Origin of the sequence: Gemmata algarum, from assembly GCF_034097035.1 — a bacterium.
GTDB classification, from domain to species: Bacteria; Planctomycetota; Planctomycetia; order Gemmatales; family Gemmataceae; genus Gemmata; species Gemmata algarum.
In genome coordinates this window covers 170,824-188,095 of record NZ_JAXBLV010000110.1, presented here as the reverse complement: position 1 = coordinate 188,095, position 17,272 = coordinate 170,824, and the positions used below count along the sequence as shown (strand labels likewise).

General features: G+C 67.3%; 11 protein-coding genes. 7 read left to right on the top strand and 4 right to left on the bottom strand.

Translation table 11 applies throughout. The features are described 5' to 3' along the window. Positions 1–129: 129 nt before the first annotated feature. Both R5W23_RS10120 and R5W23_RS10115 read left to right on the top strand, forming a co-directional pair. The gene (locus R5W23_RS10120) at positions 130–1,437 is read left to right on the top strand and encodes a serine/threonine-protein kinase (RefSeq protein ID WP_320686221.1); all 1,308 of its coding nucleotides are present in this window, start codon (positions 130–132) and stop codon (positions 1,435–1,437) included. A 59-nt stretch (positions 1,438–1,496) separates the two neighbouring features. After that, positions 1,497–2,927, top strand: a complete 1,431-nt coding sequence (locus tag R5W23_RS10115) for a serine/threonine-protein kinase (protein ID WP_320686220.1) — start codon at positions 1,497–1,499, stop codon at positions 2,925–2,927. Positions 2,928–3,520: 593 nt separating this feature from the next. Here the strand turns inward: R5W23_RS10115 and R5W23_RS10110 are convergent. Beyond that, positions 3,521–4,018 (bottom strand): DUF2203 domain-containing protein, encoded by a 498-nt coding sequence (locus R5W23_RS10110; protein ID WP_261185669.1) that lies wholly within the window; start codon positions 4,016–4,018, stop codon positions 3,521–3,523. A gap of 448 nt (positions 4,019–4,466) precedes the next feature. On the opposite strand from R5W23_RS10110, the gene R5W23_RS10105 reads away from it, so the two are divergent. Both R5W23_RS10105 and R5W23_RS10100 read left to right on the top strand, forming a co-directional pair. Further along, positions 4,467–4,928, top strand: a complete 462-nt coding sequence (locus tag R5W23_RS10105) for a PRC-barrel domain-containing protein (RefSeq protein WP_320686219.1) — start codon at positions 4,467–4,469, stop codon at positions 4,926–4,928. 226 nt (positions 4,929–5,154) lie between these two features. Beyond that, positions 5,155–7,023, top strand: a complete 1,869-nt coding sequence (locus tag R5W23_RS10100) for a DUF4394 domain-containing protein (RefSeq protein ID WP_320686218.1) — start codon at positions 5,155–5,157, stop codon at positions 7,021–7,023. A gap of 112 nt (positions 7,024–7,135) precedes the next feature. Here R5W23_RS10100 and R5W23_RS10095 read toward each other — a convergent pair whose 3' ends face one another. The 3 genes from R5W23_RS10095 to uvrB form a co-directional block, all read right to left on the bottom strand. Continuing rightward, a complete protein-coding gene (locus tag R5W23_RS10095) occupies positions 7,136–8,848 on the bottom strand; it encodes a HEAT repeat domain-containing protein (protein ID WP_320686217.1) in 1,713 nt (570 codons plus the stop codon). Positions 8,849–8,987: 139 nt separating this feature from the next. Further along, positions 8,988–9,548: a thioredoxin family protein gene (locus R5W23_RS10090; protein ID WP_320686216.1), complete on the bottom strand. Its 561-nt coding sequence runs from the start codon at positions 9,546–9,548 to the stop codon at positions 8,988–8,990. A 303-nt stretch (positions 9,549–9,851) separates the two neighbouring features. Next, the gene (uvrB, locus tag R5W23_RS10085) at positions 9,852–11,936 is read right to left on the bottom strand and encodes an excinuclease ABC subunit UvrB (RefSeq protein ID WP_261185674.1); all 2,085 of its coding nucleotides are present in this window, start codon (positions 11,934–11,936) and stop codon (positions 9,852–9,854) included. A gap of 87 nt (positions 11,937–12,023) precedes the next feature. Here uvrB and R5W23_RS10080 point away from each other — a divergent pair, with 87 nt between their 5' ends. From R5W23_RS10080 to R5W23_RS10070, 3 genes are all read left to right on the top strand, one after another. Further along, positions 12,024–13,100, top strand: a complete 1,077-nt coding sequence (locus tag R5W23_RS10080) for an AAA family ATPase (RefSeq protein WP_320686215.1) — start codon at positions 12,024–12,026, stop codon at positions 13,098–13,100. Continuing rightward, complete coding sequence (locus tag R5W23_RS10075; RefSeq protein ID WP_320686214.1) at positions 13,097–13,831, top strand: hypothetical protein; 735 nt, start codon at positions 13,097–13,099, stop codon at positions 13,829–13,831. Before R5W23_RS10080 ends, R5W23_RS10075 begins: the two co-directional genes overlap by 4 nt. 214 nt (positions 13,832–14,045) lie before the next feature. Then, entirely contained in the window at positions 14,046–16,553 is a 2,508-nt protein-coding gene (locus tag R5W23_RS10070; protein ID WP_320686213.1) for a hypothetical protein, read from the top strand. Positions 16,554–17,272 lie beyond the last annotated feature (719 nt).

Here is a 17,272-nt window from a genome sequence, read left to right as displayed (position 1 = left end):
GCGCGGGGCCGACGGGGAACCGCTCTACCGTAGAACACGCGCCCGCCGGTGCAACCCGCGGGCGCGGAATTATTGGCCCCGGCGGATCGTGTTCTATCCTGCATTAATCCCCAACCGCCCGGGCACCCGATGCCACGCCCACAGACAGTCAACGAGCTGTTCGCGGCGCTCGCCCGCGCCCGCCTTGTCGAGCCGGCGCGGCTGGACGCGTTCGCGGCCCGGCACGCCTTCGCCGACACCCCGGCCGCGCTCGCCCGCCTCGTCGCCGACGGGCTGCTCACCGCGTTCCAGGCCGACGCGCTGGCCGGCGGGCGCGAAGAGGCGCTGTGGCTGGGGAACTACCGGGTGCTCGACCGGCTCGGGCGCGGCGGCATGGGGAACGTGTTCCTGGCCGAGCACGCGGTGCTGGGCAAGCGGGTCGCGGTGAAGGTGCTGTCCGACGCGCTCCGCTCGGACCCCGGGGCGCGCAAGCGGTTCGTGCGCGAGGCCCGCGCCGCCGCCGCCCTGGCCCACCCGAACGTGGTGACGGTGCTCGACGCGGACATGGCCCACGACCCGCCGTTCCTGGTGATGGAGCACGTGGACGGTCTCAGCCTCCAGGAGGCGGTCGCGCGGGGGGGGACGTTCGCGGGGGGGGAGGCCGCGGTGGTCGCCCTGCAAGTCGCCAGCGGGCTGGCCCGCGCGGCGGCGGTCGGGCTGGTCCACCGCGACATCAAGCCGGCCAACCTGCTCCTCGGCCGCACCGGGGTGGTCAAGATCCTCGACCTCGGGATCGCGAAGTTCGCCCCGGACGGCGCGCACCCGCAAGCGGACCGGTCGGACGTGGTCGTGGGGACGCTGGACTACCTCGCCCCGGAGCAGGCGCTCGACAGCGCCAACGTGGACACCCGGGCGGACCTCTACGCGCTCGGCGCCACCCTCTACTTTCTCCTGGCCGGGCACCCGCCGTTCCCGGGCGCCGACATCCAGTGGAAGTGGCGGGTGAAGCAGACCGGCGACCCGCACCCGCTCCACCAGTTGCGCCCGGACCTGCCGCCCGAACTGGCGGCGGCGGTTCACAAGCTCCTGGCCCGCGACCGCACCGGCCGGTTCCAGACGCCCGACGAGGCTGCCGCCGCGTTCCGATGGTGGGCGGTGCCGGGGACCGATTTTCCGCACCGGCTGTTCCGGCTGGCGCGCCCGACCACCGCACACGACGACGGCCCGCCGACCGGCGGTGACCCGCTTCCCGACACGCTCCGCATCGTGCGGGCCGGCGGTCGCGACCGCACCAAGCCCGCCCTCCCGCTCCCCCCGCCACCCGCACCCGCACCCGAACCGCCTTCCGGTGCCGATAACGGGCTTCCGGCCCTGAGGCGCGGGACACGCGCCATTGTGCTAACGATTGCGCTGATCGCCGCGATCGTTGGCATCGCCGCGCTTGTGGTCGGCCGCTGAATCGGCCGACGGACCTGTGGTATGCTAGAAGCGCCCACCCTCTGGCCCTTCGGGTCCGTATGCCCGCGCCGACCAGCGTCACCGAACTGCTCGACCGCCTCCGCAAAAGCGGCCTCGTGCCGGCGGACCGGCTGGAAGGGTTCCTCGCGAGCCAAAGGCCCGGCGACGCGCAGTCCACCACCGCGCTGCTGGACCGGCTGGTGGCCGCCGGCCTCCTCACGCGGTTCCACGCCGACAAACTGGCCGCGGGCAAATACAAGGGGTTTCACCTCGGCAGCTATCTGATTCTGGACCAGCTCGGCACCGGCGGTATGGGCCAAGTGTACCTGGCCGAGCACGGGCACATGCGCCGCCTCGTCGCGCTCAAGGTGTTCCCGGTTCACGCCACCGACGATGTGGTCGCCCGCGAGCGGTTCTTCCGCGAGGCCCGCGCCGCCGGCACCCTCGACCACCCGAACATCGTTCGCGTCTTCGATCTGTGCCAGGAGGGGAAGATCCTGTACCTGGTGATGGAGTACGTCGAGGGGCTCAGCCTCCAGTCGCTCGTCACCCAGGCGGGGCCGCTGGACGTGGCGACCGCGTGCCATTACGCCCGCCAGGTGGCGTTCGGGCTCCAGCACGCCCACGAGCTCGGGTTCGTCCACCGCGACATCAAACCGGCCAACCTGCTCCTCGATCGCACCGGCGCGGTCAAGATCCTCGACCTCGGGCTGGTCCGGTCGGAAGCCGATAAGGCGTCGATGCTCACCAAGCAGCTCGACAACAAGAGTATCCTGGGCACCGCGGACTACGTGGCCCCGGAGCAGGCGGTGGACAGCTCGAAAGTGGACGCCCGGGCCGACATCTACTCGCTGGGCGCGACGCTGTACTTTCTGCTCGCGGGGCGGCCCCTGTTCCCCGAGGGGCGAGTGGCCCAAAAGCTGGTGTGGCAACAAGTTAAGGACCCGGTGCCGATCGGCCGGTTGCGGCCCGAGGTGCCGAAGGGGCTGGCGGAGGTGGTCCACCGGATGCTCGAGAAGCGGGCGGTGGATCGGTTCCCGACCGCGTCCGGAGTGTTCGAGGCGTTAGCGCCGTTCGACCAGGAGGACATCGCCCCGCCGGACCCGCGGTGGATGCCGGACCCGCCCCCGCGGATCGCGATGAGCCGGTCCGCCCCGCCGGTTGCGGTGGTGCGCGGCGCGTCGGGCGCACGAGCCCAGATTCCCGGCCCCGCGCGTCGGTCCGGAGGCCCGGCGTCGTCGGCCGCGATTCGCGGGAAGCACGAACCGGCCCAAACCGATTCGGCCAAGATCAAGGTTTCGGAACACAGCTCGGACGTGGGCCGAGGGGCTCACCACGGGCCGCCCGCGCCCGCCAGCGACGGCGACACGGCGGGGCGGTTTCCGGCGCCTCACGCGCCGCCCGCCGGTCCGACCACGCTGCTGGTCATCCTCTCCGTCGCGCTGGTGCTGGCGCTGCTCGGGATCGTGATTTTGTTGCTGCAAAAGTGACTGCGGGGCGACGAGTTCTTCGGAACGCCTGAACGTGAGCACAAAATAACGCGGGGCGGGCCGAAGCCCGCCCCGCGTACCAAGCATACTTACGGGTCCCGTCCATCCCTTCGGCAGCCTGGCAGCCTAAACCGCTCCCCCCTCGGAACGGTAAAAGCCCAACGTGAAAACCTCCCGAACCCGCACAAAAACTGAGGGCCGGGGCACCTCGTCGTTCGGCCGTTACGGGCCGCACGTCGGGGCACAACAACTTAATAGACCATTGCCGCGGTCGGTGCAAACGACTGAAGGTAAAAAATACAAAATGTCAGTAGTGGCCGGCGCGCGCGAATGGCAGAACCGCTACCACTCGAACGCAACCATTGCGTCCGGCCGGAGCAACCGCTGCTGCGCGAACGTCGAGTGGTCGCACTCCCCTGCCGAGGGTAAAGAGCCGCAGGTACGCCGCGAATGAGATCGCGCAGGGGGGCCGGGAGCGATCCAGCGCCGGCAGCGGTGTGTCACAAGCTCACACAATCAGGCAGTCCTAAAAAACAACGACGCCGCAGCATGGCGGCTGCGGTGTCGTGACACATCGTTGCTTCGGAACGGGGTTACGGCTGGGTGCCGCGGTACCGGGTTGCGGTAACGGTGCCGGTTTTATCCCAGTCGGCCGGGATCGGGCGGCGGGACTCTTCGTCCGCGTAGTGCCAGTGGTTCAGCGCCTCCTCGTGCGCCAGCCACGAGAACGCGGCGGTGCGGCCGTTCACTTTTGTGGGGAAGTCCACTTCCCCGACCTCATCGTCCACGAGGGTGAGACCGAGCGTGTTCAGTTCGGCCACCGCTACCGCCCAGCTCTTCTCGGCGGCTGCGATCTCGTCCACCACCTGGTAGCGGCGCTGGCGCTCCTGCCAAACGAGGTCGCGGCGGTGGCGCTCCAGCCGCTCCTGTTCCGGCACCAGCCGGCTCAGCGCCCGCCGGGCCGTCTGAACATCAGCCACGATGCTCCGCACCAACGGAAGCATCTGGCGCGCGGTCGCGAGGTCCAGGGTGACCTCTTTCTTGCGAGGCTTGCCCGCCGAGTTGCTCGCGCGGTTGGGCGTGTTGCTCATTTGGTGGCTCCCGGAGTGTGAGGGGCACGGCGGTCGCCCCTCTGTCACCATTCTAGGAGCGCCCGCAACGGCAGAATGTCGCACGGACGCGGAATTGTGACAGAAGGTTCGGGACCGGCCCCGTGTACTGAATTCGATAATTCCGGCCACGGATTCGTGCGGGAAGTTCCGCTTTTCTGCTGATACCGCGCGGCAGTTCGCAAAAGAAGGTCAGTCGCGAACTTAGTTAGCATCGGGCCGACTCGCGGTGGGTACTTCCACCGGTTGGGTAACGGACACCGTTCGGGCCACAGATCGCCCCGCCCGATGCCATAGAACGGCTCGGCCGATCCGCGCGTACCGACCCAGGAAATGTCGTCCGCCTAGCACCCGGGCATCGGAATTGCTCGCCGTGGCGGCACCGAACGCGCCAACCGCGTCCGGCACCTCGCCCGTCACGGAGACCCTCATGCTGAAATACACCCTGCGCGCCACGACCGCGGCTGCTCTCCTGTCCGCCGTACCGGTTTTCGCTGCGGACCCGCCTCGAGTCGTGTCGGCACAACCTGTGGTGGCTGCGTCCAGCTCGTTCCGCGCGAAGCAGGTGCTGGGCACCAAGATCCTGATCGCCGGCAACACCGCCATCGGAACGGTCGAGGACCTCGTGTTCGACGACGCCGGCAACCTCGAATACCTGATCGTCTCGACGGACGCGAACAAGCTGGTGAGCGTCCCCTGGGACGCGGCCAAGTGGGACCTGGAGAAGAAGGTCGGAACGCTCAACCTCACGGTTGACCAGTACAAGACGATCCCGACGTTCACCGCGACCACGTACCCCAGCTTCTACACCCCGGTGTACCGGACGCAAACCTACAAGTTCTACGGGCTCACGCCGCGCGAACTGCGCCGGATCGAGCGCCGCATTCCGTAAGGCACCCCGGCCGCAACCCGGCGGGCCGGTGCGCAGGTTCTCGACCCTGCGCACCGGCCCGCCGGGTCGTTTGATGAGCTGAATAAACGACCCGCCGTTGGACAAACTAGGCGATCTGGAGCGATTAGGGCAAATAATTCATTGACGCCGAGAATTCACCCGGGTATCACAGCTTTCGTCCGTCCTCAACTATCTCCGACATCTTGATTTCTGGAGTACCGACCCGATGCTCTCGCGCTTCCTCTCGCCGTTCCGCCGCGTCGCTCCGGTCACCCGCTCCGCCCAGACGGTTCGTCCGCGCGGGCTCAGCCTTGAGGCGCTCGAAGCGCGCGAAGTGCCGGCCACCGTGTACGCCCTGAACAGCACCAACACGTTGGTCAAATTCGACAGCGCGGCGCCGAACACCCTACTGGCGATCGTCCCCGTGGCCGTGCCCGCGGGCGAGGCGCTCCAGGGCATCGACTTCCGCCCGCGCACCGGTCAGCTCATCGGGGTCACGTTCCCGTCCAACAGCACCGGCGACAACGCGGCCAAGACGTACTCCATCAACCCGGTCACCGGGGCCGCGACGCTGATCGGCACAAGCGCCGTGGTGACCGGCGGGAACGATTCGACCGCCAACGACATCGACTTCAACCCGACCGTGGACCGCATCCGGTTCGGGAGCAGCGCCCTCGGCAACGCTCGGATCAACCCGAACAACGGCGTCCTGGTCTCGAACGACACGGCCATCACGCCGAACACGACCCAGATCATCGGTCTCGCGTACGACCGCAACACCGACCGCGCGAGCACGGCCTTCCCGACCACGCTCTACGCGATCGACCGGGCGACCAACACGCTCGGGCGGATCGGCAGCATCGACGGCAACCCGACCAACCCGAACGGCGGGGCGTTCACGCAGATCGGCGGGCTGGGCCTCACGCTCAACACGACCCTCGAAGGCGGGTTCGACATCGCCGAGGCCGTCGGCGCGGCCTCGGCCGCCAACAACAACGGCCTGGGCGTCGGCTACGCCGCACTGAGCTCGGCCGACGGGCTGGTCCGGTTCTACTCGATCAACCTTACCACCGGGGCCGCCACGCTGGTCGGGCTGGTCGGCAACGGCGCGCTGGAGGTGTACGACATCGCGGTGGTGCCCGAGGGCACCGTGGTGGTCGGCTCGGGCCTCGGCGCCAACGGCGACGTGCGGCTGCTCGACCCGGTCACCGGCACCTCGCGCACTTCCTCCCCGATCGTCCCGTTCGACGGGTTCAAGGGCGGGGTGCGGGTCGCCACCGGCGACGTGAACGGCGACGGCGTGCCGGACGCGATCGTCACCGCGATCGAGGCCGGTAACGGGCACATCAAGGTGTTCGACGGCACCACCGGCACGCAGCTGACCGGCACGATCGGCAGCTTCTTCTCGTTCCAGGGCTTCGCCGGCTCGGTCAACGTGGGCGCCGGCGACGTGAACGGCGACGGCTTCGCCGACGTGCTGGTGGTGGCCAACGGGGCGAACGGTCACGTGAAGGTGTTCAGCGGCAAGGACGGCACGCTGCTGAACACCTTCCTCGCGTACCAGGGCTTCCTGGGCAACGTCACCATCGCCGGGGCCGACTTCGACAACGACGGGATCGACGAGGTGGTCACCGCCGCCGCGATCAACGGGCACACCAAGGTGTTTAACGGAACCACCGGCGCGGCGTTCACCTCGGCCAGCCTGCCGAATTTCCAGAACAGCTTCCTGGCGTTCAGCCCGTACCTGGGCAACGTGTCGGTCGCGATCGGCGACGTGAACGGCGACGGCACACCGGACCTGGTGCTCGCCAGCGGCGCCGGGGTGCGGCTCAACGTCCGCGTGGTGAACGGCCGCGACGGCACGCAGCTCAACAGCTTCTTTGTGGACACCTTCGGCGCCACCTTCACCGGCGGCGGCACCGTGAGCGTGTCGGACTTCAACCGCGACGGCCGGTACGACCTCATCGTGACCCCCGGCGTGGGCACCCAGGCGCTCGCCGTCGCGATCGACCCGCTGACGTCCGCCACGCTGGGCAGCTTCACTGCGTTCAGCAACTTCCAGGGCGGTGCCACCGTCGCCGGCACCCGGTTCTGATTCACACCGTTGGAAGTGAAACGAGCCGCGGCCGTCGGGGACAAACCCCGACGGCCGCGGCTCGTTTCATTCCCAGCGTCCACCGGCACCGCAGGCGGCTCCGCCAGCCGCGTCACGGACGCTTACGCCCGCGGATCTGGTTGACCGCGGACAGGGCACTGTTGCGGGCGCCGATGTCGTCGGTGGCCTGCGCGAACTGCTCCAGTTCGTTGCCCGCAGTCGGGCCGCCCACCTTCAACAAGATGTCGATCGCGATGAGGCGCACGGTCAGGTCGTCGGCGCGCTTGAGCAGCACGAGGGCGGCGGCTTCGGCGTGCGGGCCGCCGATTTCTTCCAGAGCCTGTTTCGCTTGGTTCGTTTGGCGGTTCGGGCGCCCGATCAGCGACTGCGCCGCCCGGGCCGTTTCCGCGTCCTTCCAGTGCGACAGCAGGCACAGCGCGCGGTACCGCTCCTCTTCGCTCGGCGACCGGATCGCGTCCAGGCACACCTGCCGCGCCTTTGCGTTGTTCGGCGTGGTGTCCCAGGACACGAGCGCGGCCATCGCCCCGAGCCGCACCGTGCGGTCCTCGTGCTTGCACAGGGCTTCCAGCTCGACCGCGATTTCGGCCCGGTCGCGGGCGTCCACCGAGTGAATCGTGTCCGACTTCGCGAGCAGCCCGAGCGTCCGCACCAGACCGCCGTAATCGCTGCGCTCGCGGTACGTCCGCAACTGGGTGAGCACGGGTTGCGTGGACAGGTCCGGGGGCACCTGCCGCGGTTCCGCCTTCGGCACCAGTGGGGTCGTCAGGTCCGCAACCGCCGGCACGGCGAACGAGAGCACCACCAGCACGCACCCGGTGAGCACGAACCGCAACGGCCGCAACTTTGCGTACTTCTGCTGAAACAGGTAGTACGGCGTGACGACCGGGATCGCGCAGAGCCGGCCGCGCAGGGGGCTGCGCATGGCGGTCAGCCGAACGATCCAGGCGTACCCGAGAGCGATCTGGAGGGCGCCGGCGACCAGCACGACCCACCGATTAGCCGCCCCGGTGAAAAGTGCGGCAAAGAAGAACGCCACGCCCAGACCGGTCAACAGCATCCAGAGCGCGGTGGACGGGCGAAGGTCGCGGCGCGGGGCCGCCCGGGGCTTCATCCGGGCGGTCAGCGCGTTCGTGAGCGCCGCCGCGATGTCGGCCTGCGTCTGGAGTTGGACCGGTTCGGCGTAGCGAGGCGCCGGGGTGTCACTGCTCTCGTGGGGCGACGGCGTCACGGGCCGGATGCGCTGTACCGGAGCCGGGGCTGGTACCCAGGCCGGTTGCGGCGGGGGTGTAGTCGTTCCAACCGCGGCGCGTTCGGGCTCCTCTTCGAGAGCGGGAACGGGTGCGGGGGGCAAAACCACTCGCACCGGCGCGGCAACCGGTTCGGGTTCTTCGTGCGGGTCAACCTCGGTGACCTCGGCGACGGGTTCCGATTCCGGCTCGCGCACCGGTTCAGTTTCCGGCGTATGCACCAGCGAAGGAACGGGCACCCGCTCGGGGGCGAGTTCGGGAGCTGTCAGTTGTGGCTCGTGAAAGTCTTCGCGTTCGGCCACAGGAGCCGGTTGCGGCTGCGCCGGAGCTGTCAGTTGTGACTCGTGAAAGTCTTCGCGTTCGACCACGGGAGCCGGCTGCGACGGCACCGGAGCGGCGTCCGGGTACAGCGAGTCACCGGTTTCGGTCAACCAGAGGGCCGAATCCGCCGGGATCTGGTGCGGCCTCAGGCATGCCTTGCACACACTCGCCTGCCCGATGCGTCGCTCGTGAGCCGCGGTCAGGAGCGAGCAATGCGGGCAGCGGTACCGAATCATCGACAGCTCCGGAGCGGACGAACGCCATACGCCTTCATCGGATCGGTTGGACAAGCAGTTAAAACCAATTCTAGCTTACGCTCGGGGCTGAAGTGCCACAACCCGAACGTAACGAGCCGCCCAACCTGCCGAAACCCACTCAATCACCGTGTTTCGCACGGAGCCGAGGGGACAGGCGCAAGATGCACTGCACCCGCTCGAGTTGGTCGAGCCACTCCTGCACCACCGCCTTTTGGACGGGGTCGTCTCCCTTCACGAACCCGGTCGCACAGCCTTCGCCGGTGAGTTGGGCGACGAGCGCCCGGTAGCGGGCCAGCGTGCGCTCGCCGTACCGGGCGACCTCGTGGCCGTCTTCCGAAAAGAACACCGCGACCGGAACCCGGTTCCCGCCGTTGATTTGCAGAGCGGCCTGCGCGTCGGCGTGCTCGTCGCGGTCGATGTACCGAACGACGACGTTCGGGTTAATTTCGGCGACCCGCTCGAAGATGGGGCACTGGGACGAGCAGTCGCCGCACCACGCCCCGGCGAGAACGAGGACGTTCGTGCGTCGCGTGAACGCGCGGACCAGTTCCTGCTGTGCGCCGGTGAGCGCCGTTTGTGCGGTCGCGGCCTGCCAGCGGGCGCGGTGCGCGTCGGTGCCGTGCTTCGCGAGGAACTGCGCCAGCGGCAGCCCCGCCTCGAACTTGGTGAACAGGTTCATTGTGTGACTTCTTGCTGATTGTTCCGGCACGAACCGCGTTTTTGCCGGCGCCGGGACGAGATGCGCCGGCGTTCTGAACGCCGGCTCCCGCTACCGAATGATACCGACCCTGGAATACCACCTTCACCGCTTTTCACGGAGCGGCCACGCGAAACCGGATGCGATTGAAGAGTGATGGTATTCGGTAGCCGGCCCCCGTAAGGCCGATGCGACATCGCCCACATACCACCGGACGGCCTCACAGGGGCCGTCTACCGAATACGGCGCGAATACCGATTAATACGACAGCGGCGCCGCTCGGGGTCAGGCGTTCTTCCGCTTGGCCCGGCGCTTGGCCCCGGCCGGTTGGCTGACGGGCACCGTCTTGTTGCCCAGCACGCTCGGCGGCGCGGCGTCGCCGTGCTTCTTGCGCAACTCGGTTTCGAGCCGCACGATCTGGTCGCGCAGCGCCTGCGCGCGCTCGAAGTCGAGGGTTTTGGCCGCCTCGAGCATCTCCTCGTACAGGCTCTGAACGTACTCGACCGTGACGTAGTCCTCCGCAGCGGCGCTGCTGCCGGTCGCGGCCGCCTGGGCCATTTGGTGCGCCTCGATCTCGTCCTCGATCTCGTTTTTGATCGCGGTCTTTACGGTTTGGGGCGTGATCCCGTGTTCGGCGTTGTACGCGAGCTGGATCTCGCGCCGCCGGTTCGTTTCGTTCATGGCCCGGCTCATCGAGTCGGTCACCGCGTCGGCGTACAGGATCACCTCCGCGTTCACGTTGCGGGCGGCCCGGCCCATCGTCTGAATCAGCGACTTGTCGGACCGCAGGAAGCCCTCCTTGTCGGCGTCGAGGATGGCGACCAGCGACACTTCCGGCAGGTCGAGCCCCTCACGGAGCAGGTTCACCCCCACCAGCACGTCGAACTGCCCCTCGCGCAGCTCCCGGAGCACCTGGATGCGCTCGATCGCGTCCAGCTCGGAGTGGAGCCACTTGCACCGCATCCCGGCGTCGCGGAAGTAGGTGGTGAGGTCCTCGGCCATGCGCTTGGTGAGCACCGTCACCAGCGCCCGCTCGCCCTTCGCGGCCCGGGTGCGCACCTCGGCCTCCAGGTCCTTGACCTGACCGCGGGCGGGCTTCACGTGGATGACCGGGTCCACCAGCCCGGTCGGCCGGATCACCTGCTCGACCACCTCCCCGCCGACCTTCTCCAGTTCGTAAGGGCCGGGGGTCGCGGAGAGGCACAGGCACTGCGTCATCCGCTTCTCGAACTCGTCGAACTTGAGCGGCCGGTTGTCGAGCGCGCTCGGCAGCCGGAACCCGTGCGCGACCAGCGTCTCCTTGCGGCTGCGGTCGCCGAAGTACATCCCGCGGACCTGCGGCAGGGTGACGTGCGACTCGTCCACCACGAGCAGGAAGTCTTCGGGGAAGAAGTCGATGAGCGTGTACGGCGCCTCGCCGGGCGCGCGGCCGCTGAACCACCGGGCGTAGTTCTCGATGCCGGAGCAGTACCCCACCTCGCGGAGCATGTCGAGGTCGTACCGGCAGCGGGCCTTGAGGCGCTCCATTTCCAGCAGCTTGCCCTCGGTCTTGAACTGCTCGAGCCGCTGGTTCAGTTCCTCCTCGATGCCCTTGATGGCCGCCTGGACGCGCTCCTCCGGGGTGACGAAGTGCTTCGCCGGGTAGATGTAGAGGTCGTCCAGCGGCCGGATCGTTTCGCCGGACACCGGGTGGATCACCGACAGCGTCTCGACGTCGTCGCCGAACAGCTCGATCCGGTACGCGAACTCCTCGGACGCCGGCCACACGTCGATGGTGTCGCCGCGGACCCGCACCGTCCCGCGCTCGAACGCCACGTCGTTCCGCTTGTACTGGATGTCGATCAGCCGCAGGAGCATGTTGTCCCGGTCGAGCGTCTCGCCCTTGCGGACGTAGACCATCATCCGCTTGTAGTCGGAGGGGGACCCGAGGCCGTAGATGCACGACACCGACGCGACGATGATGACGTCCTCGCGGCTGACGAGGGCGGACGTGGCGGCGAGCCGCAGCCGGTCGATGTTCTCGTTGATGCTGGAGTCTTTTTCGATGTAGATGTCGCGCTGCGGGATGTACGCTTCGGGCTGGTAGTAGTCGTAATAGCTGACGAAGTAGTGGACCGCGTTGTTCTTGAAGAACCCTTTGAACTCCTTGTAGAGCTGGGCGGCGAGGGTCTTGTTGTGGGCCAGCACCAGCGTGGGCTTGTTCGCGCGGGCGATGACGTTGGACGCGGTGAACGTCTTCCCGGTGCCGGTGGCGCCGAGGAGCACCTGGACCTTTTTGCCGTTGGCGAACCCCTGGGTGAGCTGCTCGATGGCCTTGGGCTGGTCGCCGGCGGGCGCGTAGTCGCTGGTGATCTGGAACCGGGCTGCCATCGGCGCGTCTCCCGTGGATCGGGCGGAAAAGAACTGGTAGCGTAACGCTAGCGGGTTGCGACTGGGAAGGTCAGTAGGGAGATGCGGATGATCCGCCGGGCGAAGTTCCAGAACTTCAAGGCGCTACGCGACGTGGAGGTCACGTTCGACTCGCGGCTCACGGTGCTCGTCGGCCCGAACGGCAGCGGCAAAACCAGCGTGTTGCAAGGATTGGAAACTATTAGCTTGCTCGCGCGCGGTTCACCGCCTGAAGCGATCGCGGACTGGGTGGAATCGACCTATCGCGGGTACAGCGGCGGTGGGTTGCGGCCTTTGGTTTTGGACGCCACAGCGTCTGAAGGCCAATCGTTGGTCCGCTGCCTGTTTCGGATGCTCCCAAGCCCTCGCTCTGCCGGTGAAGAGGGCTTCGGATTTTCGGCAGAAGCGGACCAGTTCGTGAGTTCAGATGGAACGTCTTGGTCGAACCGCAGCTTTCTTCCGGTTCATGCGTCTCCCTTTTCATCGACAGCGCTCTTGCGTTTGTTGCCTGAAGTGATCGCCACCCCGTCTACCCTTGAAGCGATCCCGCCGCGAGTAAACATCGAAGGCGCGGGCGTCCCATCAGTCCTCGCTTACCTGGACCGAGTGGACAGGAGCAAATTGGCCGAAATCAACAACATTCTTCGGGCAATAATACCGCAACTCGAATCCGTGCGGCCCGACTTCGTCCTCACGAAGACAGGAGTAAAAGACAGCATCCGCTTCGACTTCCGAGGTGCGAAAGGCGTTCGTCCCGAAGGCGCGAGTAGCGGAACCCTCATTGCGTTGGGCCTGATTACACAACTGCTCGCCCCAGACGCGCCACAAGTCGTTTTGCTCGACGACCTCGACCGAGACTTACATCCCAAGGCGCAAATAGAACTTATTGGCGTGCTACGTCGCCTGCTCGACCAATATTCTGAGTTCCAAGTTATTGCGACCTCACACTCGCCGTACATTCTCGACAAGCTTCAGCCGAACGAGGTGCGGGTGATGGCGCTTCGTGATGACGGCTCGGCGGTGTGCGCGCGCCTCGAAGACCACCCTCAATACCCGACCTGGAAGTCGGCCATGTCGCCGGGCGAGTTCTGGAGCCACGCCGGCGAAGACTGGGTCAAGCAACTCAACCCACAGACCGCTCCATGAGCACGTCCATCGCCGTACTTTGTGAAGGCCCGACCGATCCACCTACAATCTGCCGGCTCGCGGACCGGATCATCGTTGCCGGTGTCGATTGGATCGATGCCGACGAAATCGAAACCCATCGGCATTACCGCGGGTTTCGGCCGGCTGACCCGTTCATGACGTGGTTTGAGATCGACGAACTGGCCAAACAGTACAACGTGAAATCGCGCGGGCACTTTGACGGCCTGCCCCTACACGGCGACGGCCACAACACCCGAAAAGCCCTGATCCTGCTCACGCTACACGCGCCAGCGGAAACGCCCGTCGATGCGGTTATCATTTTTCGCGATGGGGACAAAGAGTACGACAATCGTCGGGCCGCGATTACCCAGGTTCGTGATTCGTTGCCCCTCGGAATTCCCGTCGTGGTCGGTGTGGCGAACCGGATGCGGGAATGTTGGGTGTTGAACGGTTTCGATCCTGCTGACGACGAGCGCGGACTATTTGCCGCGGAATGCACTCGCGTCCAATTCGACCCGCGGACACGAGCGCACGACCTGAGCGCGGCCGACGAGAGCGAAGACCGTAGCCCGAAGCGTGTTCTGCGGTCGCTATGCGCAGGCGATTCAGAACGTGAGCACCGTTGTATCCAGAATACCGCGCTGGCCCTGCTGCGCACGCGAGGCGAAGCAACCGGCCTCAGACAATTCCTGGAAGAACTGGAAGCGCGATTAACTGCCGCATTTCGCTGAGCGGTGGCCCCTTGGCGGCTGTGTACCCACTGTCACCAATTCGCGCGGCATTTTGCGACGGATCATTTTGCAAACTTATTCGCGTCGTTGCATTTCCCGCTCTGGTTCGGCAAAATGTGCGCTCTCACTACCCCGGCGGTCGTTTACTGCGGCGGGAGTCCGATCGGGCCGCCCGCCCGGTCGCACCGTTACCGAACCGCGGAGCGCTCGCCCGATGCGACTTGTCATCATTCCCCCCGGTGCGGAGAAGTTCGAGCTCCCGCCCGTCGCCCCGTTCGGCTACGGCCCGGCTGCGCTGTCCGCGCTCAGCCTGCTCGCGTTCGCCGCGGCGTCGGTGTTCGCGATCAACACCGGGCTGGAGCGGCAGGCCCCGTGGTGGGCCGTCGCCCCGTTCGCAGCCACCGCGATCGGCAGCGGCGGCGGGTTCCTGTATGAGTTCTGGCTCCTGGTCACCGGGCGCCCGTTCCAGTTGCTCGGCACGCCCCTCGGGCGCCACATCCAGACCCTGCGTCTCGGCAACCTCGCGCTCGTGTTCGGCGCGACGTACCTCGCGTACTTCCTGTTCGGGAGCCCGAGCACGCCGCGGATCTACCTCGTCGGCCCGTTCATCGGCCTGGTGGTCGGGTTCTTGCTCGTCAACCTGATGTTCCGCGGGCCGATGTTGGCGGTCATGGTGCCCCTCATGATCGGCCTGGTGGCGCAGGTGGTTTTCCTTTACGTGCCGCCACTGGCCGGCGGTCACGAGGCGCGGGCGTGGCTCCTCGGCGCCGCCGTCGGGCTGTTCGCGACCCTGCTCATCGGCGCGCAGACGCCTTTGCGGAGCACGCTGTTCCACATTGCCGGGACCGGCGTCGTTGTGGCCCTCTGGTTCGGCACGGCGGCCCAGTTGGCCGCGGCCCCCGGGCCGGACGTTCCGCTGGGCGACTCCGCGCTGTGGCTGGTGGCCGCGGCCCTCGTTGGCGCGGTCCTGGCGTTCCGGTTCCTCCGGGGGACGTGGGCGGTGTTCCGGTCCGGGCTGTCGAACGTCATTTGGCCGCTGTTCTACCTCGTGGTGGCGGGCGGGATGCGGATCCCGCGCCCGCGCCGGCTCGGCGACCTGTACAAGGGCCGCGAGGACCAACTGAAGCCCCTGCACCTGGAGCCGTACTACCGGGCGCACCCGCGGAACCAGTCGCACCCGGTCAGCATCCCGGCCCTCGACGAAGCGCTCACGGTGAAGGTCCACGCGCTCGGGTTCCTGGGCGTCCTGGTGCGGGTCGTGTTCGACATCGGCAGCCGGATCAGCCAGGTGTTCCCGATGGCGAACCCGGAGGTGCCGCTGGGGTACAAGCCGCGCATGGAGCGGTGGAGCGGCGGCGGCGAGTACTGGCCGTGGTGGCTGCGGCGCACCATCTGGCTCCCGTACCTCGGCTGGTTCTCGATCCAGTCGGGCGTGCGCGGGCCGGGGTACCAGGGCACGCCCGATTTCGCCATCGCGCGCTACAAGGAAGGGCAACTGCTGGCGTACCTCGCCGAGTACGGCGCGGCGGAGTCGTTCTTGAAGCCCGTTCGGGTCCCGGACGGGCGCGCGGGCTTCGAGCTCGATTTCAGGTTCCTGGAGCACTACGAGTCGAAGCCGGACTACGAGCGGTACGGCGGGTCGGCGTTCTTCGTGATCGACGACACGACCCGGAGCCTGGTGCTGACGCACCTGCGCGCCCCGCGCACCGACGCCGTGCTCCCGGCCGACCCGCTGGCACCCACGTTCCGCCACGTCGAGGACATCGTCCTGTCGTCGCTGTACTTCTACGTGGTCAGCGGCAAGCACCTGGTCGAGATCCACATGGGGCTGAACCTCGTCGAGGTGGCGCTGTTCAACTCGTTCGACGCGCGGAAGGAGTGGTTCCACCCGGTGCGGCTCGCGCTGTACCCGCACCTGTTCGCGCACGAACTGGCGGAGGAGCTGACGACCGAAAACCTGATCGAGGACGGGGCCATCTTCCCCCAGATCTTCGCCACCACCGGCGCGGCGCTGGTGCGTCACCTCAACGACCGGTTCAGCGAGTACCAGCTCGGCGTGGACGAAGACTTCGACGGCCGGGAGCAGCGGCTGCTCGCCGGGCGGGCCGGTGCGAAGCTGGAGGACGTGCTGCCGAACTGTAGTCTGGTGTGGGAAAAGGCGTACGTCGCGGTGTGGCAGGAGTACGCGGCGTCACTCGTGACCGCCGCCTTCCCGAGCGACGCCGCGGTGGCCGCGGACGAGGGCGTGCGCACGCTGTTCGAGCAGCTCGGCACCGCGTTCATGCGGCCCCTCCCGGACCGGTACGCCGGGCTCGCGACCCGGGCCGGGCTGGCGCGGTTCATCGCGGACACGATCCACCACCTCGTACTCCGGCACGAGATCTACGGCACCACCGCCGTGCGGCTGGCGCTGGACCCGCGCATCAGCAAGGTGCAGGTGCCGAAAGACGGCGGGCCGTACGCGGTGGACGAGTGGCGCGCGCTGGCGTGCATCGCGACCGCCACGTCGCGGGTGCGGTACACGCTGTTCATGGCGTCGGACTGGTCGGACGCGTTCGACGACCTGAAGGACCCGGCGGTTCTGGCGGCGTACAAGGGTGCGTACACCCGGATGAAGGCCCAGCTCACCGCCCTCGGAACGCGCTGGAGGAGCGACGGCCGGAACAACTACGACACGCTCCGCGTGCTGCCGGAGGAATTGGACCTCGGGGCGGGGTACTGATCCCGAGCCCGCCGTTCCGGATGTCACATTTCAAGTTCAGAAGGGTCCGCGCGTTTCGGATCTTCCGTGCGACCCGTTCGCGCGGCGATCGGGCCGCGCTCAGCTCCGTGCCATCGGATATGAGGGGCCTCTCGTTCACCAACGCTGAAATCGATGGCCGCCCCAGCGAAACGAAACCGATGGGGCACCAACGGGACATTTGCTACCGGTTCGCTGGCGATTCGCTACCGGTTCGCTGGGGGGCAGCTACCACCGAATCACGCCCTTTTCTCGGGGCGGTGAGCCACGACCAACCGGAATTGGCCCGGGCGACAGAAGCCACAAAGATTTAAAGGGGAACACTTTGCGACAAGCGAACTGGGCGGCAAGATTCGCCGGGCTGACGCCCCCACTGACGATCGCGGCTACCACCAGAGGGGTAAAAACTTCTAGAAGTGCCATATTGGGGAAATGGGATCCGAGAATGCCGGATGCGCCAACCGCCCGGTTCATACTGCAAGCGGAGGGCGCCCTCCCGCCCCGACCCGAGCTGTGGACTGGGGCCGGTACCAAGAGGTCGCGCCGCGGTTTGTGTCGGGGCATCCTCGGATGTGTGACCGCGCGTGTGTCGCTTGCGAAACGAGGAGCCCGACCGTTGGGCGAAGAACCGGAGGAGCGCCGGTCGTCTTGGCTGAGCACCGCGACCCGGGGTTGCAGGCTCGATTCGGCACCGCCGGGAC